This window comes from Dyadobacter sp., from assembly GCF_017744695.1.
In the GTDB taxonomy this organism is placed as follows: Bacteria; Bacteroidota; Bacteroidia; order Cytophagales; family Spirosomataceae; genus Dyadobacter.
The window spans coordinates 1,025,743-1,051,175 of the sequence record NZ_JAGIAS010000001.1; the positions used below are offsets into that span (position 1 = coordinate 1,025,743).

Annotated in this window: 23 protein-coding genes and 1 pseudogene; 15 read left to right on the forward strand and 9 right to left on the reverse strand. The window is 46.7% G+C overall.

Annotated elements, in window-relative coordinates; genetic code table 11:
• Window positions 1-467: 467 nt before the first annotated feature.
• Window positions 468-1,232 carry a DNA-binding response regulator gene (locus tag J7619_RS03865; RefSeq protein ID WP_291194299.1) on the reverse strand — a complete coding sequence of 255 codons (765 nt, stop codon included), beginning with the start codon at window positions 1,230-1,232 and terminating at the stop codon, window positions 468-470.
• A 360-nt stretch (window positions 1,233-1,592) separates the two neighbouring features.
• Here J7619_RS03865 and J7619_RS03870 point away from each other — a divergent pair, with 360 nt between their 5' ends.
• From J7619_RS03870 to J7619_RS03890, 5 genes are all read left to right on the forward strand, one after another.
• Window positions 1,593-2,258, forward strand: a complete 666-nt coding sequence (locus J7619_RS03870) for a LuxR C-terminal-related transcriptional regulator (RefSeq protein ID WP_291194302.1) — start codon at window positions 1,593-1,595, stop codon at window positions 2,256-2,258.
• Window positions 2,259-2,356: 98 nt separating this feature from the next.
• Window positions 2,357-6,355, forward strand: a complete 3,999-nt coding sequence (locus J7619_RS03875; protein ID WP_291194305.1) for a hybrid sensor histidine kinase/response regulator transcription factor — start codon at window positions 2,357-2,359, stop codon at window positions 6,353-6,355.
• Between the two features lie 461 nt (window positions 6,356-6,816).
• Window positions 6,817-7,032, forward strand: a complete 216-nt coding sequence (locus tag J7619_RS03880) for a helix-turn-helix domain-containing protein (protein WP_291194308.1) — start codon at window positions 6,817-6,819, stop codon at window positions 7,030-7,032.
• Complete coding sequence (locus tag J7619_RS03885) at window positions 7,029-7,358, forward strand: HipA N-terminal domain-containing protein (RefSeq protein ID WP_291194311.1); 330 nt, start codon at window positions 7,029-7,031, stop codon at window positions 7,356-7,358. Before J7619_RS03880 ends, J7619_RS03885 begins: the two co-directional genes overlap by 4 nt.
• On the forward strand, window positions 7,355-8,341 hold the full coding sequence (locus J7619_RS03890; RefSeq protein WP_291194314.1) for a HipA domain-containing protein: 987 nt from the start codon (window positions 7,355-7,357) through the stop codon (window positions 8,339-8,341). The genes J7619_RS03885 and J7619_RS03890 overlap by 4 nt, the downstream gene beginning before the upstream one ends.
• Window positions 8,342-8,568: 227 nt before the next feature.
• On the opposite strand, the gene J7619_RS03895 is transcribed toward J7619_RS03890, so the two are convergent.
• The 5 genes from J7619_RS03895 to J7619_RS03915 all read right to left on the reverse strand — a co-directional run bounded on the left by J7619_RS03895 (window position 8,569) and on the right by J7619_RS03915 (window position 11,568).
• Entirely contained in the window at window positions 8,569-9,102 is a 534-nt protein-coding gene (locus tag J7619_RS03895) for an alpha/beta fold hydrolase (protein WP_291194317.1), read from the reverse strand.
• Window positions 9,099-9,452 carry an alpha/beta fold hydrolase gene (locus tag J7619_RS03900; RefSeq protein ID WP_291194320.1) on the reverse strand — a complete coding sequence of 118 codons (354 nt, stop codon included), beginning with the start codon at window positions 9,450-9,452 and terminating at the stop codon, window positions 9,099-9,101. Before J7619_RS03900 ends, J7619_RS03895 begins: the two co-directional genes overlap by 4 nt.
• A 30-nt stretch (window positions 9,453-9,482) precedes the next feature.
• The gene (locus J7619_RS03905; RefSeq protein WP_291194323.1) at window positions 9,483-9,965 is read right to left on the reverse strand and encodes an SRPBCC domain-containing protein; all 483 of its coding nucleotides are present in this window, start codon (window positions 9,963-9,965) and stop codon (window positions 9,483-9,485) included.
• 2 nt (window positions 9,966-9,967) lie between these two features.
• A complete protein-coding gene (locus J7619_RS03910; protein ID WP_291194326.1) occupies window positions 9,968-10,288 on the reverse strand; it encodes a helix-turn-helix transcriptional regulator in 321 nt (106 codons plus the stop codon).
• A gap of 221 nt (window positions 10,289-10,509) precedes the next feature.
• Entirely contained in the window at window positions 10,510-11,568 is a 1,059-nt protein-coding gene (locus J7619_RS03915) for a LacI family DNA-binding transcriptional regulator (protein WP_291194329.1), read from the reverse strand.
• A 503-nt stretch (window positions 11,569-12,071) separates the two neighbouring features.
• Here J7619_RS03915 and J7619_RS03920 point away from each other — a divergent pair.
• Window positions 12,072-12,554 (forward strand): low affinity iron permease family protein, encoded by a 483-nt coding sequence (locus J7619_RS03920; protein WP_291194332.1) that lies wholly within the window; start codon window positions 12,072-12,074, stop codon window positions 12,552-12,554.
• Between the two features lie 70 nt (window positions 12,555-12,624).
• Here J7619_RS03920 and J7619_RS03925 read toward each other — a convergent pair whose 3' ends face one another.
• Window positions 12,625-13,362: a DUF72 domain-containing protein gene (locus J7619_RS03925; RefSeq protein ID WP_291194335.1), complete on the reverse strand. Its 738-nt coding sequence runs from the start codon at window positions 13,360-13,362 to the stop codon at window positions 12,625-12,627.
• Window positions 13,363-13,556: 194 nt separating this feature from the next.
• On the opposite strand from J7619_RS03925, the pseudogene J7619_RS32215 reads away from it, so the two are divergent.
• The 4 genes and pseudogenes from J7619_RS32215 to J7619_RS03945 all read left to right on the forward strand — a co-directional run.
• A pseudogene (locus J7619_RS32215) lies at window positions 13,557-13,670 on the forward strand (helix-turn-helix domain-containing protein); the annotation flags it as partial.
• Between the two features lie 275 nt (window positions 13,671-13,945).
• Window positions 13,946-15,004, forward strand: a complete 1,059-nt coding sequence (locus J7619_RS03935) for a serine hydrolase (RefSeq protein ID WP_291196472.1) — start codon at window positions 13,946-13,948, stop codon at window positions 15,002-15,004.
• Between the two features lie 382 nt (window positions 15,005-15,386).
• Entirely contained in the window at window positions 15,387-16,169 is a 783-nt protein-coding gene (locus J7619_RS03940) for a hypothetical protein (protein ID WP_291194339.1), read from the forward strand.
• Window positions 16,170-16,326: 157 nt separating this feature from the next.
• Complete coding sequence (locus tag J7619_RS03945) at window positions 16,327-18,792, forward strand: TonB-dependent receptor domain-containing protein (protein ID WP_291194342.1); 2,466 nt, start codon at window positions 16,327-16,329, stop codon at window positions 18,790-18,792.
• A gap of 150 nt (window positions 18,793-18,942) precedes the next feature.
• Here J7619_RS03945 and J7619_RS03950 read toward each other — a convergent pair whose 3' ends face one another.
• The gene (locus tag J7619_RS03950; protein ID WP_291194345.1) at window positions 18,943-19,545 is read right to left on the reverse strand and encodes a hypothetical protein; all 603 of its coding nucleotides are present in this window, start codon (window positions 19,543-19,545) and stop codon (window positions 18,943-18,945) included.
• A gap of 351 nt (window positions 19,546-19,896) precedes the next feature.
• Between J7619_RS03950 and J7619_RS03955 the strand changes: the two genes are divergently transcribed.
• From J7619_RS03955 to J7619_RS03970, 4 genes are all read left to right on the forward strand, one after another.
• The gene (locus tag J7619_RS03955; protein WP_291194348.1) at window positions 19,897-20,310 is read left to right on the forward strand and encodes an EamA family transporter; all 414 of its coding nucleotides are present in this window, start codon (window positions 19,897-19,899) and stop codon (window positions 20,308-20,310) included.
• A gap of 379 nt (window positions 20,311-20,689) precedes the next feature.
• The gene (locus tag J7619_RS03960) at window positions 20,690-21,085 is read left to right on the forward strand and encodes a BlaI/MecI/CopY family transcriptional regulator (protein WP_291194350.1); all 396 of its coding nucleotides are present in this window, start codon (window positions 20,690-20,692) and stop codon (window positions 21,083-21,085) included.
• A gap of 12 nt (window positions 21,086-21,097) precedes the next feature.
• On the forward strand, window positions 21,098-22,963 hold the full coding sequence (locus J7619_RS03965; protein ID WP_291194353.1) for a M56 family metallopeptidase: 1,866 nt from the start codon (window positions 21,098-21,100) through the stop codon (window positions 22,961-22,963).
• 21 nt (window positions 22,964-22,984) lie between these two features.
• Window positions 22,985-24,382 carry a serine hydrolase gene (locus J7619_RS03970; protein ID WP_291194357.1) on the forward strand — a complete coding sequence of 466 codons (1,398 nt, stop codon included), beginning with the start codon at window positions 22,985-22,987 and terminating at the stop codon, window positions 24,380-24,382.
• A gap of 140 nt (window positions 24,383-24,522) precedes the next feature.
• Here J7619_RS03970 and J7619_RS03975 read toward each other — a convergent pair whose 3' ends face one another.
• The gene (locus J7619_RS03975; RefSeq protein WP_291194360.1) at window positions 24,523-24,804 is read right to left on the reverse strand and encodes a helix-turn-helix domain-containing protein; all 282 of its coding nucleotides are present in this window, start codon (window positions 24,802-24,804) and stop codon (window positions 24,523-24,525) included.
• A gap of 3 nt (window positions 24,805-24,807) precedes the next feature.
• Between J7619_RS03975 and J7619_RS03980 the strand changes: the two genes are divergently transcribed.
• Complete coding sequence (locus J7619_RS03980; RefSeq protein WP_291194363.1) at window positions 24,808-25,089, forward strand: VOC family protein; 282 nt, start codon at window positions 24,808-24,810, stop codon at window positions 25,087-25,089.
• The last annotated feature ends 344 nt before the right edge of the window (window positions 25,090-25,433 follow it).

A 25,433-nucleotide genomic window follows, 5' to 3' on the forward strand; every position in this document is an offset into this window, starting at 1 on the left:
TTTGTTCATAAAAAGTTGTACACGCTTTCTCGTTTTTATTTATTCATAATCAATACGTTAAGAGTTGAAAATCAGCCTCACGGCATTTACATACAGTCCTGATAGTAGACCGTTGTATCAGAAAATATTAAAGGAATAGTGTGGCATAGCGCAGCATGATCCGAGGGTAGTATCTTGAAAGAATTACTTCTAGTCCGGGAGGCGTATTGAAAAATATTTCTACGACAAATGTCCCAACTTAATTCGATTAAGATGGGGGACTATTTTGGCTAATTAGGAGCATTTTTTTGTCAAAAGTTGCAGGCGAATATTTTTCCAGACATAAAAAATCAAGCCTCCCGGAAACTCCGGGAGGCTGATCTATTACTCAACGTTTGCCAATACACCGGCACTATTTAGTGTGTATATACTTATGTAGAAAACAAGTCAGTTTTGATATTTTGATGCAAGGAGTGCATTCTATTAATTTAGTTAGACATTCGTTTTACCTCCGCCGGAGTTTTATTGAAAAATTTTCGAAATTCTTTACTAAAATACTTACTATCCTCGTAACCTATGGCGGCGGCTACCTCATTTACCGGGTATATTCCCGTTTCCAATAACTCCTTTGCTCGTTTCATCCGAATGTTTTTAACAAATTCATTTACCGTACCACCCGATAATAACCGAAGCTTTCTATAAAGAACGGAAACACTAAGCCCGATTTGAAATGCCATTTCATGAACACCGAAATCAGAATTACCTATATTTTCCAATACCAGCTGTTCCAGTTTATTTAAAAGCCGGTTATTCTCTCCTATCGATTCGGGATGAATGGACATTTCCTGTACAACTTTTCCACGTACTGCCTGGCGAAGCCGGACCAGGTTTTCTATTTTTAATCCAAGTGCGTAATTGTCATATGGAAGGGAAATATAATCTTCGGCACCCGCACGCAATCCTTCGATCTGATACCCTTCGGGCCCTAGTAAAATGACATATATATGGCTCGTAGTAGCGTCGGACTTTAACTGGTTACAAAATGCAAGTCCATTAGGTGACGATGTGGAAATGTCGCATATTATTAAATCAGGTTTTAATTGCCTGACCAGGGAAAGTCCATCCTCTCCGATATTACTTTTTACTACGCGGAAGCTTTTCGTCAACCCTTCGCTTCCAAAACCATATAAGTCTGCACTGCCGTAAATAATCAGAACTTGTTTTCTGTCTTGTGAGTCCATTACACTTTCCAAGCGCTATAAGTTTTAATAAAAAGGGTACCCGCATTCCCCGACGGATGCTCACAAACATAGCTGGCTACACATTTGCTACCAATGGATTGACTCTCAAAATCAGCCATAAACATAAAAATCTCACCAAATCGGCAAGATTTTCTACCCTACTGCATGAATCAGATTATCGGCAAACAAGCTCGGCGGCCCACTTACGGAACCTTGGGGGTGATTATTAAAAACAAATTTTCCCGATTTCGAAAAAAATCACACCAAAAAGACAATTAAATCACCCATGAGTGTGAAAATAAAACAACAATTTACATCAATTGAAATAAAATCAGGAGAAGCAATATTTAGACAATCCAAACATCTCATAATATGACCCACCCATACGAAAAAGGAGACACCCTGGTAGTAATAGTCGATGAACGCGCGATGTACAGGGCCGGTATAAAAGCCAACATGCAATCGCTATTACCGGGATGCAAGTTTTTAGAGCGGAACCTGTTCCATGAATTACAACTGGATCCTATCGACAATAACAATGTTTACTTCATGATCAGGATCGGAAACATTTCCGACAAAACCATTTTGAGCAACATCAGAAAAGCAAGGTCAATACAAAAATCCTGCAAGATTATTCTGTATGATTATCGGCAATCGATTTACAATATCATTGAGTTCTTCCGCGAAAAAATTAATGGATATCTTTCCGACGATTTTAGCGAAAGTGAACTGGAAGAATGCTTCTCTTCATTGGCCGCAAACCGGATTCACGTCAATATGCAAATAGCATTCGACCTGATGATCTCCACACCACGGCCACGCCGCAGGAAAAACCCGAATCTCACCCCGACGGAGATGAAAGTTGCCAATTTACTGGTAACAGGATTGAGCCCGTCGCTAATCGCCAAGGAGATGGACCGAAAAATATCGACGGTAAGCACGATCAAGTCCAACATCTTCAAAAAAACGAACGTCACCAATGTCATTGAGCTGGTTGATGTCCTCGAAAATGTCCCCCGCGGGCTGCGAATCGGGTAAATAGAGAAGTCGGATTGACTCTTATACTTGCTCAAATAGATTAACAGACCGTAATTTGCATTGCGTCCTCTGTCTATTATCCTATTGAGCGCTTATTGATGACTAGCTACAAATGTATCCTGATTGGCTTACTGTGCATTTACACCTGCTTTACCAAAGTCGCGGCACAATCATTCAAAAATATTACGGAAGATGAGACGGATCCCATAGCCGGGGTTTTTGCGATCGCACAGGGCCACGATGGCCTGATGTGGTTTGGCACGATGAATGGGCTGGTCAGTTATGACACCAGGATATTGAAATCTTATCGACGCGACATTAAAGGGAATCCGCTTTTCGCCGACCTTCGCGACGCTATTTGTGATTCCCAGGGACATATTTGGGTAGCAACGGCCTCCGGATTGACCTTTTACAACCCCAGGAATGTCGATATCAGGCATTTCAAACATGATCCGGCCCGGGTTAACACGCTATCCAATGATTATGTAAATTGTGTTATTGAAGACAGCAAGCGGCAAATCTGGGTCGGAACCCAGGAAGGGCTCTCCCGGGTCGATGCACGTAGCGGTACCCCCATAGTATCCCGTCATCTGCAAAACGAATTCAAAGGCAAGGCCCTCAAAATAAAATACATTGCCGAAGACAAAGCAGGAAATCTCTGGCTGGCAACTGCCGACGGCCTGATAAAAATGCCGACTAATGGGGGCAAGCCCAAGCTCTACAAAATGCCGGAAACAAAAGACGAAACCTCACTCAATGAGTTTCTTTCCGTTTTTACCCTTGACAATGGAGCTGTGTGGCTGGGCAATGCCAGCGGGGGATTAATCAGATTTGATACCGCGACAGAAAGTTTCAGCAAAATCCAAAAATTGAAAAGTCCCACCGGCAATTATCCCATAATCCGGAAAATAATATCCGACCGCAGGGGAAAACTCCTATTGGCAACCTCCCTGGGCCTGGCCCATTTCAATCCGTCCACAGAAGAAGCGGATTGGTATGTAAACCAGCCCGGCGATCCCCACAGTTTATCAGACAACTCGCTGCTTTCAGTATACCTTGATAACCAGGGCGGGCTCTGGCTCGGCTCTTACTATGGCGGCATCAGTTATTTTCATTTTAACTCTCCCCGGTTTAAACGCTGGCCATTTGGCCCTGAGGACCCCCGTGCCGCATCTTTCGTCAACGTGGGAATGGGAAGGAGCCCGACAAATCGGATGTGGAGCATTTCAGACGCTTTGGACAAGCTGCTGCTTTTCGACTCCAACGGCAAAAAACCCGAAACATTTCCACTTAAATTGGCTGCCGAGGCTGATTACTACTCATTTTATGTTGATCAAAACGACGTACTCTGGGCGGGCGGCAAGACCGTTCTGACCAGTTACGACCTCCGTCGCGGATCGTATCGCCATTATCCCTTATCGTTCCAGGGAGAGTCAATCTCGGGACGGACCTACAAAATCACCGAAGACAGTTACGGGCATTTCTGGGTCGGAGGGGCTTACGGGCTACTGTTGTTTGACAAAACGACCGGCACGTTTACCAAAGATCCGACCGTTAGCTACGCTGCCACCATTTTTGAAGATTCCCGGCGTAATATCTGGATCGGAGGAAAAGCCGGGCTCTACCGCATAAAGCCACACACGGCAAGATTGCCTAAGCCAACGATCGAGAAAATTCATTCACAGACAGAGCTGGTCATGGCCTGGAGTATTAATGAAGACCGGTGGGGAAAGATATGGGCCGCGTGTCACACGCAACTGCTAAGCTATAATCCCGAAAAAAATCAGTTCGAGCTGAATACAGATATCCCGCGGGAAGCAGCTTTGGATGTCGTTCCCGACAATCGGGGCTATCTTTGGATCAATGCTTCTTCGCTGCTTTACAGGTATCATCCCAAAGAAAGGACCCTTCAATCTTACAGCTCACTGGATGGTCTGCCTTCAAAAGGAACGCTGATTCAAGCCAGCGGCTGGGCCGACAAGAACGGCAATCTCTATTTTGCCACCGACAAAGGCGCATTTAAGTTTGACCCAACCACTATTTCCGCTCTAAAGCGTACTGCTCCGATCATTCTCACTTCCCTGAAATTGTATAACAAAACTGTGAGAACGGGCGACAGTACCGGGTTGCTCCCCGAACCTGTTACCACAATCAAAGAGATCACGTTCAGGCACGATCAGAGCATTTTCACATTCGATTTCGCACTGTTGGATTACATCAAATCGGATGTCAATAAATATGCCTACAAAATAGACGGGATCGACCGCGATTGGAACTATGTTAAAGCGCCTTCGGCGACGTACACAAACTTGCCGGCAGGCAGCTATACTTTTCAGGTAAAAGCGGCCAACGGCGACGGCATGTGGTCAGAAGATCCTTTACAGGTAAAAATCAACATCCTGCCCCCGTGGTGGAGAACCTGGTATGCCTACCTGTTCTATCTGTTGCTAACCGCCGCAATTGTGTATGCCGTCATACGGTTTTTCTGGATCCGCAGCTCGTTCAGACGGGAAAATGCATTGAACCAGATGAAACTCGATTTTTTTACCAATGTGTCTCACGAGATCAGGACGCACCTTTCGCTGATCAGCGGACCATTGGAAAAGGCACATCAACAGGCGACGGAAGGCAAGAACAATGAAAACTACCTGGATTACGCACGAGCCAGCTCGGACCGGCTGATGCTTTTGGTGAACGAGTTACTGGATTTTCGAAAAATCCAGAGTGGCAGTGTGCGCTTACAGGTGCGCGAACACGACGTGGTGAGCGTCATTAAAAGTGTGGTCGCAGCATTCGAGCACGTTGCAATGGAGAAAGGAATAGAGACCTTGCAGCTGTTTCCTGAAACACAGGTCCTTTTGTGGTTCGATATCGCCCAAATACAAAAGGTATTTTACAACCTGCTCAGTAATGCCTATAAGTTTACCCCCGAAGGTGGCAGGGTAGTCGTAAGGGTTGTAAAGGTTTCCAATGAAGTCAAAATTACGATTGAAGATAATGGTAAGGGTATCTCCGAAGCACATTTACAAAAGCTCTTTACCTATTATTACCAAGCGGACTCTGAAAAGCCCGGTTACGGGATAGGCCTGGCATTGTCCAAAAGCCTGGTGGAGCAGCACCGCGGCTATCTCACCGCGGAAAGCCGGCAATTCAACGGCAGCCCAACCAACAAGGCATTATCCGCCGGCACAACTTTGACGATCACCCTGTTGCAGGGAAACCGCCATTTTACCGCCGACCAACTGGCGGCCAATCAAAACGAATATGTGGGTGGTATACTGGCCGAAAAGTTTATTATTCCAGCCTCCGCTCCTGTCCGAAACGCAAAGCACATCAATACGATTCTGATCATCGAAGATAACGATCAGCTACGCGTGTTTATCCGCAGCCTTTTTGAAGAGGATTTCAAAATATTGGAAGCGGACAATGGCTTGCGCGGCTTGGAATTAGCCGGCGAACATCTTCCTGACATCGTTCTGTCCGATGTGATGATGCCGGAAATGAATGGAATCGAGGTGTGCAACCAACTCAAAAACAACATTGCTACCGCGCACATTCCGGTCATATTGCTAACAGCCCGGACCCAAAGTGACCAAATCGTTGAAGGGCTGGAATCGGGCGCGGACGATTACCTGACGAAGCCGTTTGACCCGCGGATTCTTGAATTGAAAGTCAACAATCTTATTCGCGTCAGAGACGATCTGAAAGAGCGATATCAGCAATCGGTTTTAGTCGATCAGCGGAACGGAAGCAGCATTGCCCGGGATGTAAACGAGGCATTTATCGCCAGGCTCAGGGAAATGGTTACCGAAAACATATCGAACCCCGATTTTGGCGTAAACGAGCTCGCAAGCGAGGTTGGGATGAGTGTTTCGGTACTTTACCGGAAATTGCGGACGCTCACAGGAATGACCGTGAATGAGTTTGTTAAAACCATCCGGCTCAGTGAGGCAAAAAAGCTGCTCGAATCAGGTGTTTACAATGTCGCCGAAGTGGCCACATTCATTGGATTTGACGACAGCAAGTATTTCAGCAAGGAATTCCGGAAAGTCTTTGGAAAAACCCCGAACGAGGTCAAAAAGCAAATACCGGGGTAAGTGGGAAATCGCTGACAGGATCTCCGCCTATTTGCACTTGCTCCTCTTGGTATTTTCCTCACAGCGCTCCGAGAGTTTAATTAACTGACCGCTTTCCGACAATGATCTTCTGCGAATAAACCGGGCTTCCTTTAAAGGGGTCCGTTGATAGATATGTATAAATCATCGTCAATGAATCTGCATTGATCTGATACGAGATTTACCGGATGTAAAAAATAGGTTCGGGCGGATGCTCTGTTAACCATTGGCGCCAGGTGCCCGCTTTTTGCAATTTTTATCATGCACTTTTTTCCGTTAGCTTGAAAATTTGCGCTTTGATCTCAATATGGTACAGTTTAATATACTTTTTGATGTAATTCTCCAATCCTAATTAAGTTATATCACAAAAAGTACACTATAATATACTTTTCGTAGGTATTTAGGATCGAAAATATTATATTTACATCAAAAAGAACATCATAATGTACTTCGTATCTATCATTGAGGTGATCAAAGCAAGGCGCGAATCATTACAAGTTACGCAAAAAGCACTATCCGATCTATCTGGTGTAGCGCTGGGCGCTTTAAAAAAATTCGAGTCTGGCAAAGGCAATCCTACTTTATCAACACTGAAAAAATTGTGTGATGTCCTAGGCCTTGAAATCACCCTGAGCGTAAAAAAAACAACTAATCCATGAGAGCTGCAAAAGTTCTTTTTAGAGGAGAAGAAGCTGGTATTCTATCACAGGATGACAACGGCAAATTTGAATTTCAGTACCACAAAGAATGGGTAGAGGACAACTCGAAACCTGGCATCAGTCTGACTTTACCAAAAACGATTGAGGCCTATCGATCTGAATACTTATTTCCTTTTTTCTATAACATGTTGCCGGAAGGTTCGAATAAACAATTGGTCTGTCACCTAAATCGGATAGATCGAAACGATTATTTTGGCTTGCTGCTCACGACTGCAAAAAGCGACACGATTGGCGCTGTGACAATTATTAAAATCGAAAAGCAATGAGCTTACCAGATATTCAATTTTGCCCAGGCACATTGGCTCCGGGCTATGACACTTATAGCAAGAATTGCCTGAGACGGGTCTTCGATGGTAAGCGCGTAAACCACATTCTGAGTTATGATTCGCCGGCGACCAATCAGGATACCAATGAACTTTTTGAACAAAACCGCAATCGGATCTCAATTTCGGGTGTCCAGGAAAAATTTTCGGTAGTCCTTGATAAGAATAAGCTACGATTGATCGAAGAAGGCGAACAAGGTACTTATATTTTAAAGCCGATACCGGGCGCAGGCCGCAGGCCGGACCAGGTCCCGGCCAACGAGCATCTGACCATGCAGATCGCCAGGCAGGTTTATGGCATAGAAACAGCGGAGAACGCGTTGATCTTTTTTGCGGACGGGCCGCAGGCCTATATCACGAAACGATTTGATAGACACTCCGACGGCAGAAAACGTGCGCAGGATGATTTTGCATCACTGGCGGGACGCACGCCCCAAACCCATGGAGAACATTATAAATATCTAGGAAATTATCTGGAGATTTTTGAGCTGATGCGAAAGTATGTTCCTGCTTACACAGTCGAATCACCAAAATTGCTCCGCACATTAATGTTCAACTACTTATTCTCTAACGGTGATGCACATTTCAAAAACTTCTCCTTACTCGAAACAGATCAGGGAGATTATCGTTTGAGTCCAGCCTATGATTTGCTCAACAGCCGTATACATATCAGCGATAAAGATTTTGCACTGGACGACGGCCTTTTACCCCAAAAACAAGCTCAAGGTAATGTGATGCAGCAATTTATCTTACTGGCTCAGATAGCAGGAATTAATTCGAAAATATTTAACGGGATAGTCTCGCGTATGCTCAGCGGGGCCGAACAAGTGGAGCGGTTAACCTTTGCATCTTTCCTGGACCAGACAACAAAACGGAATTACCTGCAGGCTTATCAGAGCCGGCTCAAGCAGCTTCAGAAAACCTAGCTATTTCTCCAAGCGAGCGTGATCAAAATGTTTAGGTGCCAAATTGGAAGAAACTGTTAAAAAACGCCGATGACCGAGCTCAATATCAGGGGCTGCCCGTATCAGCCGGCGGGCGGAGCTTGCACCGTCAGCACCTTTGGTTGATATTTTACAGTAAAAGTGTCGCCTTCAAATAGAGAAATCTTTTTAGCAAACCCCATCGTTACCCGCATCAGCCTTGAACCTTATTAATTCACACTATTCAGGAATCGCTCGATCATCGGGACCACAAAGTCCGCTTGGCTCAAAGAATCCGGTCTTAAAGTGGTAACCTCGCCGATATACTCCCCATGCAAACCCGGAATAACAGCCAGCTGCGAATCTTGAATTTGGCTCTGCATTTCAAGGGCATGTGCGGGTTTAATCACGTCTTTGTCCGCAATGATGATCAGCGCCGGCGCCTTGATCGATCTTAATTGCGCATCAGAGATGTCTTTAAAATTAATGACCCTTTTCGCATCTTTATCGTGCATTGTCCGCAGGCCTACCGTGTCAGGAGTGACCGTCAAATAAGCATCCTTTAACTCCTTTGGCATGTTATCCAAAGTTGCCTTGCTCATAAAGTCCCAGAATTCAACCGGCACGCCGTTGCGCTTAGCCAGCGCAGAGCCTAAAACCAGTTTACCAACGATTTCAGGGTGGCGTATCGCAATTTGCAGCGTAGTAGTCCCTCCATTACTAAAACCAAAAAAGTCCGCCTTTCCGATATTCAACTTCTTCAAAATTGCCGCGACATCGTCCGCATCTTGTTCAAATGACTCGTCCCACTCCTGTCAGTAGTCCTTCCGTGGGCTTGCAACTCAACGGCAATTACCTTTCGGTTCTGCGCAAGCAAAGGAATAACCCTTCCGAATGTGGTTTCAATGGTTGAACCGCCCCCATGAATTAACACGATGGGTTTTCCATTGCCGTGAATCTGGTAGTACATTCTAATGCCATTGATCGGCAAGTACCCACTTTGAAAGGTAAGGGTGTCCTTCCGGTCTGCAGAACGATTAATACTTTCTCCTGCTCTGCTATCGTAACCAGCCGTTAAAAGCATTAGGGTAATATATGCAGCTGTCTTTTTCATTTTCCCGATTTTATAGTACACTAATTGCTATCAGATTTCAACCAGCAGCGATGAAAGCCTGCCGAGCATTTTAAGCCACCCCTGGTAGGCTCCGGTTTTCATGGCTTCTTCTTCTGATACGGTCTGGAAAATAGAGACCTTAGTCTGAGCGCCTAATTCCTCAAAAGTCACTGTGGCCGTCTGATGCGCGGGCCAGTCCTGACTTTTTCCGGCTGCAACCGAGCGAACTGAATTACCGGCCTCATCCGACATGATCATGGTAAAAACAAGTCTTCGGTTTGGTGTCACTTCCAGGTAAGTCCCCTTGATCCAGCACTCTCCATGTACCGGATCATGTATGCAGGAATGGAAACTTCCGCCCGGACTGACATCGATAGTTCTGAATTCAATGGTGCACCCGTCCGGCGCATACCAGTGCTTTAGTTGCTCCGGGTCGGTCCAGGCCTGGAAAACGGTTTCGACTGGCGCGTCGAAAAGATGGGTAATGAAAAGCTGCTTTCTTTCCGAGTTCATAACTATTGTTTTTTGGTGTTGATCAGGAATTGCTCGAGTTTCTCAAAACGGTTGTTCCAAAGTTTGCGCGACTCCGTTACCCAGTCCGTAACCTCGTCAAGTTGGTCAAGACGCGCTTCGCAAACCTGCTGGCGGCCCTTCTGGCTCATCAGGATCAAACCACATTCACTAAGTATTTTGATGTGTTTGGCAATGGCCTGTTTGCTGATGCCGAAATCTTCCCCTATCTGGGTGATATTAAGGGGCCCCTGTGACAATTTATGGATAATCATCCTTCGGGTAGGGTCGGCAATAGCCTGGAAAACATCTCTTCGTTCTATCATAAGACAACCATTTGGTTGTCTTATATAAAAACAACCAAATGGTTGTCAAACTTTTTCTCAGTTTTTTTGTCAGGGTCGCGGACCAGCCAGCAGGAAGCACTTTATGTCAATAAAAAAGGCCCTCCAATTGGAGAGCCTTGTGACATTTTTCCAAGTGCAATAAACAGGTTTATGAGCAGATCATTACATGAATATTCCCGAGGGGAATGCAATGCATAAATTTATAGCGTTCTTCCTACGAGCTCTCTTTCAAAATCAGGTCTTTTCCCCCCGCCAATCGAAGAGCCCCTGACGGCCAGAAGCGGTTGTAAATTCAGCTGGGTGAAGCTGCTGTTACCGCCGATGGATTCCATCAAAATACGTACGGCCTGGCTGCCCATCTCCTGTAAAGGCTGTATGATCTGGGTTACCGGTGTTGCGAAAAGATCCAGAAATTCCGTCTCATCAAAGCTGACCACAGCCAGCTCTTGCGGCACCTGTATTTTCCTGGAATGAATATATTTCAGCGCATGCATGCCCAGTTTGTTGGTCGTCAGGTACAGGGCGCTCACAGGCAGGTCTCTTTTCAGCAGAATATCAAATGCATCTGCCATGTCCTGAGCGGAAAAACCTTCCCTCAACCGGACAATGCTCTGCTCAGGGCTGGAATCTACGTCCGACAAAGCGCTGATAAAGCCGCGTGTTCTTTCCTGCATGTGATAGAGTTGCGTGTCCAGGGTGATCATCCCGATCCTGCGGTGGCCGTGGTCAAGAAGGTGGTTGGTCCCCATAAAGGAAGCCTGATAGTTGTCCAGCGCCACGTAGCTGCTTGCCAGGTCAGGGAAATAGCGGTCCACCAGCACGAAGGGAATATCGCGGCTTTGCAGATATTGGATCTGGGGTAAAACTCCGTCACATGGGATCACGATCAACCCATCTACACGCCTGTCCAGAAATACCTCTATCAGTTTTTGAAACTTTTCCGCACGCTCATCACAACTCCCGTAAATCACCGTATAGCCAGCCTTATCGGCCTGATCTTCGATAATGCGGGCCATCTCCGAAGAAAAGGGGTTGGAGATGTCAGCCACCACTAACCCGATTGTAAAGGTTTTGCTGGCCTTTAGGCTCCTGGCAATCTGATTGGGACTATAATTCAACCGTTTTGCTATTTCGCGTACCCTGGCAGCTACCTCAGGCTTTATCCTGTTTTGCATTTTGCCATTGAGCACATAGGAGACCAATGTGGTTGATACGCCCGCCTGCTGAGCGATGCTTCTCAAAGATGGTTTCTTTTCCATAACACGAATCCCTGGTTAGGAAATAGGTTAAAAAGCCTTTAAAACAAATTGTACATTTTCAGCAAAATGACAATTAAGGCTCCAATATATTCTACAAATAAGTCATTGTTGAAACGTTTCAACAATGACAATATATTTGATAAGTACAAATATACAAAATTAAATCTGGTTGATAACAAGCCATTCTAAATCCTCCGAGTTTGCTTTGTTATCAATCGAACATGCCAGAATGCGTATGCCACCTTTGAAGGTATGCACCTGCTGTTCGTTTCCATCCAATCGGCACTCGTTCATCGCTTTCGATATAAAATCCCCGGTAATAAGAATGGGGTGGCCCATAGGCCTACGAAAGGAGCAGTTTCAGTTGTTGTGATATGAGAACCCGCCGCTAGTAGCATATCAGGCATACATGCCTCCCTTTTTTAGATAGTTTCTAAGTTGAGATATAATGAACCCTCCGGCACGGATTTATCACAGAATGCGTGCAAAATACTTCCCGCGATATGAAAAAGCTTAACGACCTATTTGAGCGCATGGCCAATCAAATTACCGCCTGGACCGGCAGCTCACCCGCATTTCTCACCGCGTTTGCTATCGTTTTGATTTGGGCCGCGACAGGGCCCGTGTTCGGCTACTCGGAAACCTGGCAGCTGGTGATCAATACCGGCACCACAATTATCACGTTCCTGATGGTGTTCATCATCCAGAAGTCACAAAACAAGGAGTCAAAGGCTATCCAGCTTAAACTAAACGAGTTGATCGCTGCCAGCCGCCTTGCCAGTAACCGGATGGTGGACATTGAAGACTTGACGGAAGAAGATCTCAATGTGCTGCATAAATTTTATCAGAAGTTATCGGACGAGTCTGAGAAGGATCAGGACATTCACAAATCACACTCCATTGACGCTGCTGACCACATGCAGAAAGAAAAACAGCGCTTCCAGGCTCAAAAAGAAAACCCCGACCGCCGATCTGGTGAATCTTAATGTCGAATTTGAAAGCAGCCAGACAACCGTTAATGGCCGTCGGTCTAAATCGCCATTAAAGCGGGGCTGTTTAACGGAGAAAATCTTCCTGAATGAATTTCCGGAGCATTCTGAGATTTTCCAGCGCTTCTCCCATGGTGTTGTTAAAATAAACGTATACCGCTTTACCGGCGTTTAGCCAGTTCGCAATATAACCGGCGTATTCATAGAGCAATCCCTGGTCGTAGCTCCCTTTATAATTCCCGTCCGGACCGTGAAAGCGTAAATAGATATGCCCTGCTTCCAGGTCGGCCTGTGGTGAGGCGCTCCCGGCCTTGTCATGGACCACCATCGTGACTCTATGTTCATTGAGAAGGTCATAGGTAGGCTCCTTATACCACTCTGTGTTCCTGAATTCTACGGCTATCGGCCAGCCCAGGTGGTTAGCTTCTTGTACACAGGACAGCAGCAATGTCACCTTCTTCAACAGCACAGGTTTGACCGATGCAGGAAATTGAACGAGAATACACCCTTTCTTATCTTTTGCGCCGGCGATTACGGTAAAGAATTTCGTTACATCCGCCGGATCGAACTGCAACCCCTTGCTATGGGTAATCTGTTTCCATAATTTGAATGTAAAACGGAAATCATCAGGAACCGATGCACACCATTGTTCCACAGTCGATTCCCTGGGCAGCTTATAGAAGATAGAATTAACTTCAAGTGAATTCGTAAAAGCCGCGTAAACGCTAAGCCTGCTCCAGCCCTCAAATTTTGCTGGGTATGCCTGCCTGTTCTTATAAGGTAGAACCAGGCCACTGGTTCCCATAAATAGTGGATATCCCTCCATGCCCAATATTGATACTCCGTTGCCGGATCGCTCACTGGTAACCTTGGGCAAATACTATTCCAGCAAATGATTTTTCTAATCCCAGCGGGATCACTGAAAGCACCTCAAAGAGGCGCCTCTTTGTTGAAATAGTACTGAAAATCAGACTGTTAAAAATTCCTGAGTCATTCTTAATCAAAACGGGAAAGGCAAAAGCAATTCGTTTCAGCACACTAGAATCCATTTGTAAAGCTTTAAATTGCCAGCCGGGTGACATTTTAGAATACGTACCCGAGGAAAATGCTTAAATCCTACGTCGTTCCACAGGTCCGGTGGTAATAATATCCGATTTCGGAATGAAGGTCGTCGTCAGAAAAATTTTCACCTATTGGGTGATTTTTCCAAATTGATGGTATTAAGGGACAGGTATCATTTCAAAAAGTGACCCGAATCGTAACCCGCTTTCAAAACAATAAGGCCTTTATAGGAAAAAATGAAATCCCGCTGGGGGAAAATTTCAAATCAGGGTTTGTAAAGGCCCTCGGCTTGGAAAAGTTTTAACCAATAAACTCGCAGACGTTTGATGCATAGCTTTATACTCAAAAAGTTGATTGTCCATGTGCTCTTGATCGCCGTGGCTGCACACGCGAGCGGCCAGGATAGATTACAGCAAATGGACCGGGACCTGGAAGCGGGCTTGTACCCGAACATGCATAGCGTTCTGGTGTTCCAAGATGGCAGAACTGTATATGAGCAATACTTTAACAACTACAATGCTGATTCACTGCACGATACCCGTTCCGCCTTTAAGTCAATCACTAGCCTGCTGATTGGCATCGCAATCGACAAGGGTTTGATTAAAAATGTAGATCAGAAAGTATCCAGTTTCTTTCCGGAGGACACAGTATTTGCTTCTGACCGTTTGAAAAGTCAGATGCGCATCAGAGACCTGCTTGAAATGCGCAGCGGCTTTGATTGTGAAGAGTGGAACGGCACGCATGACTGTGAATCGGAAATGGAAAAAGCGCAGGATTGGGTAAAGTTTTCACTTGCCCTGCCCATGAAAAACCCTCCTGGGGCCGAATGGGCTTACACATCATGCGCCACTATGATCCTGAGTGGGATCATTGAAAAAGCCAGTGGCATGCCGGTAATGCAATTTGCCCGGGCGCATCTTTTTTCAAAGCTGGGCATCACCCATTACCGGTGGACGGTCGACCCATCCGGACATGGAATGACTGCCGGATCTTTTTTCATAAGGCCACAAGACATGCTTAAAATCGGACAACTGGTGCTCAACCAGGGCAAATGGCAGGGACAACAGATCGTCTCGCGCGGATGGATACAAGAATCTACACAAGCACAGATACTTATACCGGAAAGCTCTTTCGTGAGAAGCAGCAGGTCCAAAGCAGCCTTCCCGCAGGAAGTTTACTACGGCTATCAATGGTACAATGAAGTGATCAAGACAACTTCTGGCATGAGCTTTCGGACCGTTTTTGCTTCTGGAAATGGCGGTCAATACATTCTAATCATCCGGCAATTGAAGATGGTTATCGTCTTCACGCAAGGAAACTACGGCAATAGAACTGCAAAACAGGCCTTCGACCTCGTGGCTAAATACATTCTGCCATCCAATTAAGCTACGCGTGAAAATGAAGAATTGAATCCGGAATCCACGTAAATATTTTCTCTTGACCAGCCACAAATAAAGCGGCGGAATGATCATGGGAGCGAAAATCAACGTACTGTTCAGCTGTCCAACGATCGTGGTCGCCATTGTCGCTGCACATCAGAGCCGATCCCTGAGGCGATCGCTCATGTAACCAACGACTTGTTGGATTTTATCTTCAAGGCCCGATTTCGTATACTTCACCTCGTTTAGTTCCGGTCAAGGTATGGGTTTAAGGGTATGTGCTGTCTAGGCAAACGTTAGTACCAGTCACAAAATACTCACAGTAAACACATTGACAAAAGTGCCACGGACCTAGTAAATTTAGTAAACAGAACGACTATGAAAGCGTATGCTCCTCAAAGGATTTCCACCCAGCCCAGCCCTGCGTGAGTACATTGAAAACATCGGGATTGTCCACCTGATATTTTCTACCAACGAATCCATTCCGGTAAAAGCCTATACGCCAAAAACTGGCGACTCGATTGAGTTTTTTCTCCGCGACCCGGAGTACGTTCAATATCCAGGAGACATCACAAAAGCCAAGCGGCCGGAGGCTTTCCTTCACTGTCAACATACTTTCGCGATCAACCGGTATGTCGGCCGGGTGATCCATAGTCATGAAAATGAGGTTCAACTCCCCTATCCTAAACAGGCTTTGCCAACGGTGACTTTCACAGACAAACTCTCGTTTCATGAAGGGAACGAAACGATTGAACTACTCTATTTTAAGAATGCCCATACTGATGGGGATGCCGTGGTTCATTTTAAAGAGGCCGACATTTATCATACCGGCGACATTTTCGTGACGTATGGCCTGCCAATCATCGATGCAGATTCCGGCGGCAATATTTTTGATCTGATCGAGGCTGTTGACACCTTGCTTGCTCGGGCAGATGATCGCACGCGGTTTATTCCCGGTCATGGCCCACTCTGCTCTAAAAAAGAATTGTTAGCCTATAAACACCTTCTTACGTCAATTAAAGATAAGGTTGTATCCCTCTATATGCAGAATAAACCGCTGGCAGAAATTATCAAAGAAACCAGAACCTTGGTAGATCCGAATCTCTCAGGCGTCAATCAGCGGAAGTTCATTGAACAGGTATATCGAATGGTGAAGAGCCACAGTGCCTGAACAGTTTGCAGCTTCGACCATTGCATAGCTATCCCGTAGGCAGCACCGGTTTGCGTTAAATTGAGATTAAATTTTCCGGTAACGGTTTCGGCCAAGGGGTTCCTCTAAAATTCTTCAAAATTGGCTTCTACGTTTGCTTCAACATCAAACGTACCTCATGAAACCCCTTATTTCTTCCGCACTCCTCTTACTTTTTGTCTGGATCAATGCTTCCGGCCAAAGCAGGTCCAATGCTAAAATAACCGGCAAAATCACCGATGCTGCTACCAGCAAACCTGTGGAGTACGCCTCCGTAGGCGTTAGTGATCAACTGACCAATCGGGTCGTTGACGGAGCAGTCACCGATTCGTCGGGCTATTTTGAAATCAATAACCTGACTACCGGCACATTTACGGTCAGCATCGATTTTATTGGCTATGAAAAAAAGTCAGTCCAAAATGTGGTCGTATCTGGTAAAGGGGTTAACCTAAATACGATCGCCTTGGCCCCTTCCGTGAAAACACTAGCGGAAGCGACGGTTACAGGGCAGGCAGCCATCGTCGAAAATCAGATTGATAAGATCGTTTACAATGCCGCCAACGACATTACCTCGCAAGCCGGCGTTGCGCTGGACGTGCTCAAAAAAGTGCCGCAGGTCTCAGTCGATATCGACGGCAATGTGGAGCTGCAAGGTAATCCCAATGTTCGTTTCCTGATCAATGGCAAGCCGTCGAGCGTTTTTGGCAACAGCCTCACCGACGCGTTGGCCTCTATTCCCGCCAGCCAGATCAAAAGCATTGAGGCCATTACTAGTCCGGGTGCGAAATACGACGCTCAAGGCACGGGCGGCATTATCAATATCATACTGAAAGACAACCGCTTGCAAGGCATCAACGGAAGCGCAAACCTGACCGCCGGTACTAGACTGGAGAATGGCTCGGTGAATCTGAATTTCAGAAAAAATAATTTTGGATTGAATGCATTTTTCAGCGGCAACAAACAGCTCAGCTCGCGTACGCCGAGCACGCAGGACCGCATTTCCACGGACCCATCCGGCAACCAGACCCGCCTGCTTCAAAACGGCTACCAGGATTTTCACAGAAGTGGCTACCGGTCGGGTATCGGCTTCGATTGGAGCCCGTCGAAAAAGGACAACCTGATCGGGGCGGTCGGGTATAATAGTTTCAGCAATGCGAGCAGCGGCATAACGAATATCACACAGTCGGCATTGAACGAAAATGGTATGCCGGCGTCAACCTCGGATATATTGCGTAATTCCAGCAGCCGCGGCGGTATCAATGCCGTAGATTGGAGTTTGAATTATATTAAAAAACTCAAAAAGGACGGTCAGGAGCTGAATGTGATGTACAGTTCCAGCTTTGGTAAGCCACGCAACAGCTACAACCAGGCACAAAGCCTGGCGTCCGAACAGATCCCTTACGCGGGAACAACCGGCAGTACGCCGGGCAATGACAAGCAAACGAACATTTCCGTCGATTACGCTCACCCTATTAAAAAAGGTGTCGTGATTGAAACCGGTGTCAAAACAGTGCTGCAGGACATTACCAGTGTGGCCGATATTCGGGTTTTCCGCCCGTCGCAAAATACCTATGTTCCCGATCCTGCCCAATCTTATCGGCTGGGTTACAATATGAAGATCTACGCCGGCTACCTGTCAGCGACATTTCCTCTTTTTCATTTCCTGAATGTGAAAGCAGGCGCACGCTTCGAGCATACCGATGTTAAAATCACTTACCCGAATACCTCTATTCCGTCGTACAACAACCTGGTACCGTCTTTGATTTTCTCGCACAATTTCAAGGATGAGCAGTCACTCAAACTGGCATTCACGCGTCGAATCGAAAGGGCCGAGTACCGGGATATTAACCCGTTCATGAACCTGAGCGACCCTTATAATATTACGACGGGCAACCCGCTGCTCAAACCGGAGATCGGTAATAACTTTGAATTGGGATATAATAAAACATTCAAAAACGGCGGCAACATCTACCTCGCATTGATCGAACGAATCAATACCGACGACGTCAAACCCTACACGGTCCTATATCCTACCTATCTGATCGGCGATTCGACTTATGTGAATGTTTCGGTTACCAATCGGCAGAATATCGGGGTCGAATACAACTCCGGCGTGAGCCTTTCGGGTTCTGTACCCGTTACCAGCCAGCTCAACGTGCGGGGGAACGTGATGGTTACCCAGAAACGCGTGGTCAACAACCTGCTCGACGGCAATGTGAGCAACGGCACTAACTGGCGTTTCAACCTGAACGCCAGTTATCAGCTTCCCAAAGACCTGATCCTGGAAGGTTTTGGAAATTACTCGTCGGCGATCAATACCATTCAGGGTAAGCGGCCACAGCAACTGACTTACAACTTCGCTTTCCGCAAGCAGTTTTATCACAGAAATGCCAGCATCGGGCTGACTGCCACCAATCCATTTACCAAATACATCAGCCAGGTCACTACCATCCGGACCGCCAACTACGTTTCAACCAACACCGTGTTGATCCCCTACCGGTCCTTCGGCATCAGCCTTACCTACAAATTTGGCAAGCTCGAATTCAAAAAAGGCAAAGAGCAGGGCAACGACTTTCTGCACAGCGCCCCCGGCAGCGATAATTAATCTTCCTTTTATCGAGCTGCATTATTGGCCGTGAATAGGGTGGCATTCGCACAGTATCCTGATTCAGCCATGCACAGCCATACCCGTTTCAGTATCCCGCAACTCTATTCACATTAATACAAATGGGAAAAAGACGGCAAAATACCGCTGCTAATGCGTTTTAAGACGATTTTTAAGGATATCCAGGTTAATTTGCTTCTGTTCGTTAAGCGTATTCTGGCAATAAGATGTGTGGTAGCTGTGCGATTCGAGCAATCGGATGGTACCCGCCACCCACTTTGTTTCACCGATCACGCAGCCATTTACCGTTTCTACTTTCTGCCGCATCAACTTGTCACGGGTGAATAATTCCCGTGTGCCAAAATGATACAGATCAGCATCGCAAACGATTTGCTCCAACAAGCCTGCCGGACATTGAGGCAGTCGTGTAGCCAGTATACAGCCTCCGATGAGGTCGATAAGCCTGCCAGAAACGTGATGCTCCATCAAAAACACCCGGACCAAATCAGCCGCCAGGAGCTCGTGACCTTGCTGCCCTGCAAACAAATACCCGATATCATGAAACCAGGCCGCGGTGGTTGCAATGAATAGCTCGTGCTCCGGAAGTTGGTAATGAGCCGAGATCTCCCGAGTACGTGAAACAACCGTACGTGTATGGGTCAGGTTATGAAATGCCAGGGCCGGGTTGGAATGATGCTCAAAAAGACGGATAATATGGCTTTCCACGATCCCAGCTAACACGCCGTAATTCATTGCGATGTTATTATTTGAATGTCGAATCGCTATACCGATAGCTGATAGACATAAAACTCCGAACCAAAACTGAATTTTTTTGGAAGAATACTAAAATAGGTGTTAGAAATTCCCGGGATTTCGCGCGTTATCACGGCGTGTCGACGAGGCATGATGGTCGCCGAAGTCAATCGACCCAGTCAGCAGTGAATGCTCAAATAGGTTCCCCGACCAAGTTGAAGAAGGGACATTGTTGCTGCTTATCGAGAAAGTACAGGCGTAAAAACAGTATATTGAATTGTCATTCTATCAAATACTATTACAACCACAAGCGGCGCAACCATTAAACGAGCTGGCCTTAACCAAATTGATATGTGGAAGTATTATGCGCTGCTCTCAGCGCTCTTTGCAGCATTTACGTCTATTCTCGCTAAAATCGGGGTTAAAGGAATAAGCGGGGATGTAGCTACGGCGGTAAGGACGGTCGTCATCCTGGTTATTGCATGGGGAATTGTGCTCTTTGGCGGACAATTGAAACAGATAAGGGAAATCAATGGAAGCAACCTGCTGTTTCTAACGCTTTCGGGAGTTGCAACCGGACTATCCTGGATTTTTTATTTCAAAGCATTGCAAACCGGAGACGTTTCCAAGGTCGTACCGATCGACAAACTAAGCGTCGCGATAGCCATCGGCCTGTCTATTCTCATCTTAAAAGAACCCGTTGACCTAAAAACTATTTTAGGTGCGCTGATGATTGTCGGCGGCACTTTGGTAATCATATGGTAGCGATAAGTCTGCCTGAGTGGATGAAACTGTTTCCAAATTTTTGCCAGCGAGGAAGCCGGTAGTTGGGGCCAGGCAAGACCGTTAGCCTTTTATTGTGCTCAACAGCAGCCAGACCCTTTCGAAGTAGTCGCAATGCCCGATCCGTAAACTACACATTGTTCTGGACAGACGCTCCTTGGATTCATGCCAAATTGCGGCAGTGGCTCAACGGTATAACTGCCCTTAAACGCGGGACGGGACAACTAATATTAAGGCCCCCCTCATATCTTGCCTCCATGGTATTTAACCCATTATCAAAATAATTATTCAAATTATTTTGATTGTAAGAAACGATTCTTATGTTTGCTTTATGTAAGAACAATTTCTTACTTTTTTATGCATGAAAGCAAAAGATAAGGCTCCGATAAGCGACCCAACTAAGTCCGAACTGGAAATCTTACAGATTCTGTGGAAAGCAGGCCCTTCGACAGCGCGCTTTGTGAATGATGAACTCAACCGCTCAACGCGCAAGGTGATCTATATGTCCACTCTGAAGCTGATGCAGATCATGGTCGAAAAGGGGCTTCTTAAAAAGGACGAAAGCCAGTTCAAGCACGTGTACTTTGCGGCGGTTGAAGAAGAAAGGACAAAAGGCGCCCTTTTGGACAGGGTGATCGATACCATATTCGGCGGCTCTGCGGGCAGTCTGCTCATGCAATTGATGGGCAACAAGAAGCTCTCTAAAAAGGAGATGGACGAGTACCAGGCACTGATCAAGAAAATAAGTGAACAATAAAGGTCATAGCTTATGGCACTCAGGTTTCTTGTTGACTGGCTGAGCGATAAGCAGATCCAGGGAATTTGCTGGACACTTGTGCATTCGCTCTGGATCGGACTGATCGTTTCAGTGCTTGCCAGCCTTGTAATGGCTTTAACAACCCGCTCGAGTGCGGCTCTTCGCTACCGCCTGTTCTGCTCCCTTTTAATGTTGTTTGTTTTTTCGGTGGCTATTGCTGGTGTTTATGAACTCGAAAATTTTGGCCGGCCAATACTGATTCGGACCGTACATCCCAAAATTCAGACAGTAAACCTCAATGGCATCCCGGCCGCAGCTATGACAGAGATTGCCTTCTATGCTAGGGCATCCGCATTTTTAAACCAATATTCGAGCTGGATATTGGCCATCTGGATGTTCTTTCTTGTAATCAAGAGTATTAGGCTGACGATAGGACTACTTTATATACAGCGTATAAGGACCTACAACGTCCAGCACGTTGGTAATGACTGGATCGCTAAGGTATATTCCTTCAGCGAACAGATGGGCATCAAGCAGCAGATCAACGTGATCCAGTCCGCACTGGTGAAGGTACCTGTGACCTTTGGCTACTTCAAGCCCGTGATCGTGCTGCCGATCGGACTGCTGGTTTCGCTACCGGTTAGCCAAGTTGAAACCATCCTCTGGCACGAGCTGGCGCATATCTACAGAAGAGACTATCTGGTAAATATTTTACAGAAGATTGTGGAGGTGTTTTTCTTTTTCAATCCTGCGGCACTATGGCTATCGGCGCTGATCCGCGAGGAAAGGGAAGCCTGCTGCGATGATATCGTGCTTGCCCGCGTGGAGCAGAAGACCTGCTACCTGGAAGCTCTCATGTCCTTCTATGGGCAACAAAACCGCGCCGCGGGCCTGGCCATAGCGCTCAGCCTTCGCCCCAATCAATTGATGAACCGCCTCAGGCGAATGGTCGACCAGCGGAACAGGCGACTGAGCTTTGTGGAATTTATCCTGATGGTGGTTGGCTTCGTGGTTTTATCGGCTTTTACCTTTATCCCGCAGATGGACAAAGAAATCAAAAAAAGCACCGTATACATCAAAGATGCAATCACCAGGACTCTTGCTCCGAGGACAGTGAAGTTTGGGCAAAAAGCGGATACGGCTAGGAAATTCCATAGAGTGATTGAGCAGGTCGTAAAGGCGAAAAAAGATTCCTTGCCTTCGGATACCCTTGTCAGCGTCAAGAGCATACGGTTCAATCGCGATAATCGCGACAAGGCCAACCGTGACATGACGGTGGTGGACGGGAAGGATAACCGCTACCATATCGTGGTGGCCGGGGGCAAAATCACCGCCGTGGAGGTCAACGGACAAGCGGTTGTTGTAAGCAAAGTCAAAAATTACGAAACCCTCGTTTCACAAATCGATTCGGTAATCGATAGGAAGCGTTTGAGACTATCTGTCCAATACGACAATGGCTATCGGGGGCACCAAATAAAACGAATGGACGCAGAACCGGGAGAACGGCAGGTTAAAACGATTGGCCCCATCGGTACACAGGTGTTCAAGGTTGCTTTTAAACCCTCTGCGAACAAAAAAAACGAGATCGAAACGCAGTTGCCCACCCCAAAGATTCCACCAATAGACGCCTCGGCCGACAAGGCCAGGGTGCTGGGGGTAATTTCTGCCCTGGTTGAGCAGAAAATAGTTCCGGGGATCGCCCAGGTCGAATGGTTCGCCCTGACCGACGAGCAGCTGGTAACCAACGGGAAGAAGCAGGAAGCCTCGCTGCATAGAAAACTCAAGGAAAAATATAACATAGGGCCCGATAATGGGCTGTTCTTTGGCCCCACCAAAGTACATGGTACAGGGATAGTCTTTGACAAAGAGGACCTATAACAAAAACTTAATACACCATCCATGACAACAAGATTTTTGAGCGCACTTTTAGTGCTGCTGGTAGTGTACTGCCCGATTTTCGCCCAGGATGAGGTGCTTTACAGAATTGACAGGCTGTTTTCTGTGCAGTTCAAGGCCGGCGAGCCCGGTGCGAACATCCTTATTGCCAAGAGCGGCAAGATCATCTACCAAAAGGCCTTTGGGATGGCAAACATGGAACTGGGTGTGCCCAGCGACACGGCCACGGTGTATTATATCGCCTCCAACACCAAGCAGTTTACCGCAGTGGCCATTTTGCAGTTGGTGGAAAAGCGGATGATCTCGTTGGACGATACCCTGGGTAAATTTGTAAAGAGCGTCGCCCCTGCTTCCGGAATAACTATCCGCCAGCTGCTTTCACATACCTCGGGGCTGAATGGCAATGGCTACCGGGATTCGCTGAACATCCCTGAAGGAAAGACCGTGCAAGCAGAAACCGAGCGTTATGCGGCCAGGAATGTAGCCTTTGCCCCTGGCAGCAAATGGGCCTACAACAATGCTAATTTCCAGGTGCTGGGCCATATCATAGAAAAGTTATCGGGGAAAACTTATGCGGAGTATATCCGGGAAAATATCTTTGTTCCTGCTGGAATGAACGCTTCTTTGGTGGCCACTTCTGACGAGCCCATCGTCAAGGGCCGCGCCTCGGGCTACGGGATCCTTCGAAAGGGTATTGTCAATTATCCGCTACACGATATCAGTGAGTTCTTTGCTTCGGGTGGGATTTTGACCACCGCTTCTGATATGCTGCGTTGGAACAGGGCGCTGGTTTCGGGGAAACTTTTACCGAAGAACCTGCTGGAACTCGCCTTTACGCCGATCCGGTTGAATAATGGACTTATCGCTCCGTATGGATTTGGCTGGTATGTTGATGACCTAAGGGGAAGCACTGTTCTGCGCCATGGTGGAGCGGTCCCTGGGTTCATTTCCGAAACTTTCTATCTTCCTGAAAAAGATATATATATCGTGATTTTGATCAATTCCGAATCGGCGGTGATCCCGCAGGTGCTGGCCAGGATCGCGGCCTCAGAACTTTTGGGCAAGCCCTACCGGTTTGATGGTGGCATGACCATGGATGGGAAAAATGTCGGAAAGTATGCCGGGGTCTATGAAAGTGATCGGGCGGAAAGAGTGAACATTACCGAAGAGAACGGAAAGGTCTACTGGCAACGGATTGGGGGAAAGAAATATGAGGTTATGCCATTTGTAATTGATGAGTTCTATTTTGAGAAAGATTTCCTGTGGCTGGAGTTCAAGCGGGATGAAAAAAAGAAGATTACATCGCTCGTATTTTCGAGGGCAGGCTATACCCCAAGCAACTGGAAAAGGCTGGCGGGACCGGTGATGCATTTATCTGAAACTGGACAAGAGGTAAAATAGGCCATAAAGCCAGGACAGGTGAATGGGCGGCATTGGAGTATTTTGACTTAATATTCTCAACACGTTTTTCTACCGCCGGAAAGATGGCCGGCCCTTTTATTCTCGATAGCATTACCTGTCCCGGCGACCGGCAAAAGCGATCAGGATCTATAACGCCCTGCGCTGTACCTTCTTCGGTAATCGAGGGGTGTCAGGTCTGTGTACTTTTTGAAGACTTTCCGGAACGCGTCTATATTGTTGTAGCCGACATTATAGATGATTTCGTTGATGGTATCTGTCGTGGACTCAAGCCGCTTTTTTGCAAATTCCACTTTGACCCGCTGGACATATTCTGCAACTGAATTGCCCGTAGATTTCTTAAACCTTCTTTCAAATGTCCTGCGGCCGAGGGATACCTTCGTGCAAAGTTCCTCTATGCTCAAAATTTGTGTGGGATTGTTTACTTAAAACTCGGCTTTGAGGTAAATGCCGAAGTTTCGATGGGCAATGGCGAAACATGGCTGCAAATGGGCTTGCCTGGTCAGGTCACTACCATATCCCTCGCCAAATTCCAGGGGATCGTCTTCGAGACCGATGATATCGAAAAGGAAATCGGTCTATTGAAAGTAAAAGGAATTCAGGAGGGACAAATTGACCCTACACCCTGGGGTCGGTTTGCCTGGCTGCAGGACCCGGCTGGTAACAAATTATGCCTTCACCAAAAATAAGGCTGCATCTGTTATTCAACGGTTTGCGGCGAAATGCTTATCCGTGACACTATTTAAAAGTCAGGTTCAGCCTTGCCTTCGTGGGCAGGGCTGATTTTGCTATCCGTTGTTCCGAGAATTCTTGCAGTGCCGAAGCAAAAGGCGGCCATCTCCCACGGTACTCTTCAACTTATCTGTTTCCGGCAACGCGATCTATGACTTGCCGAGAGGCGAAGGCTGTTGAAAATTAAACTTCCGGTCGTTTAGCAAGCACCTTCCTCATTCCGGCTACACATCGCCGCGTTCAGGCTACATATCGCCGCTTGCTGATGATGACCTTTGAGGTATCATTCAACATCCATTAA

Bases quoted from the DNA above. Each gene is read 5' to 3' on its own strand.
- J7619_RS03870 (WP_291194302.1), top strand. From the start codon at position 1,593: ATGACCCACCCATACGAAAAAGGAGACACCCTGGTAGTAATAGTCGAT.
- J7619_RS03875 (WP_291194305.1), top strand. From the start codon at position 2,357: ATGACTAGCTACAAATGTATCCTGATTGGCTTACTGTGCATTTACACC.
- J7619_RS03880 (WP_291194308.1), top strand. From the start codon at position 6,817: ATGTACTTCGTATCTATCATTGAGGTGATCAAAGCAAGGCGCGAATCA.
- J7619_RS03885 (WP_291194311.1), top strand. From the start codon at position 7,029: ATGAGAGCTGCAAAAGTTCTTTTTAGAGGAGAAGAAGCTGGTATTCTA.
- J7619_RS03890 (WP_291194314.1), top strand. From the start codon at position 7,355: ATGAGCTTACCAGATATTCAATTTTGCCCAGGCACATTGGCTCCGGGC.
- J7619_RS03900 (WP_291194320.1), bottom strand. From the start codon at position 9,452: ATGAAAAAGACAGCTGCATATATTACCCTAATGCTTTTAACGGCTGGT.
- J7619_RS03905 (WP_291194323.1), bottom strand. From the start codon at position 9,965: ATGAACTCGGAAAGAAAGCAGCTTTTCATTACCCATCTTTTCGACGCG.
- J7619_RS03910 (WP_291194326.1), bottom strand. From the start codon at position 10,288: ATGATAGAACGAAGAGATGTTTTCCAGGCTATTGCCGACCCTACCCGA.
- J7619_RS03915 (WP_291194329.1), bottom strand. From the start codon at position 11,568: ATGGAAAAGAAACCATCTTTGAGAAGCATCGCTCAGCAGGCGGGCGTA.
- J7619_RS03920 (WP_291194332.1), top strand. From the start codon at position 12,072: ATGAAAAAGCTTAACGACCTATTTGAGCGCATGGCCAATCAAATTACC.
- J7619_RS03925 (WP_291194335.1), bottom strand. From the start codon at position 13,362: ATGGGAACCAGTGGCCTGGTTCTACCTTATAAGAACAGGCAGGCATAC.
- J7619_RS03935 (WP_291196472.1), top strand. From the start codon at position 13,946: ATGCATAGCTTTATACTCAAAAAGTTGATTGTCCATGTGCTCTTGATC.
- J7619_RS03940 (WP_291194339.1), top strand. From the start codon at position 15,387: ATGCTCCTCAAAGGATTTCCACCCAGCCCAGCCCTGCGTGAGTACATT.
- J7619_RS03945 (WP_291194342.1), top strand. From the start codon at position 16,327: ATGAAACCCCTTATTTCTTCCGCACTCCTCTTACTTTTTGTCTGGATC.
- J7619_RS03950 (WP_291194345.1), bottom strand. From the start codon at position 19,545: ATGAATTACGGCGTGTTAGCTGGGATCGTGGAAAGCCATATTATCCGT.
- J7619_RS03955 (WP_291194348.1), top strand. From the start codon at position 19,897: ATGTGGAAGTATTATGCGCTGCTCTCAGCGCTCTTTGCAGCATTTACG.
- J7619_RS03960 (WP_291194350.1), top strand. From the start codon at position 20,690: ATGAAAGCAAAAGATAAGGCTCCGATAAGCGACCCAACTAAGTCCGAA.
- J7619_RS03965 (WP_291194353.1), top strand. From the start codon at position 21,098: ATGGCACTCAGGTTTCTTGTTGACTGGCTGAGCGATAAGCAGATCCAG.
- J7619_RS03970 (WP_291194357.1), top strand. From the start codon at position 22,985: ATGACAACAAGATTTTTGAGCGCACTTTTAGTGCTGCTGGTAGTGTAC.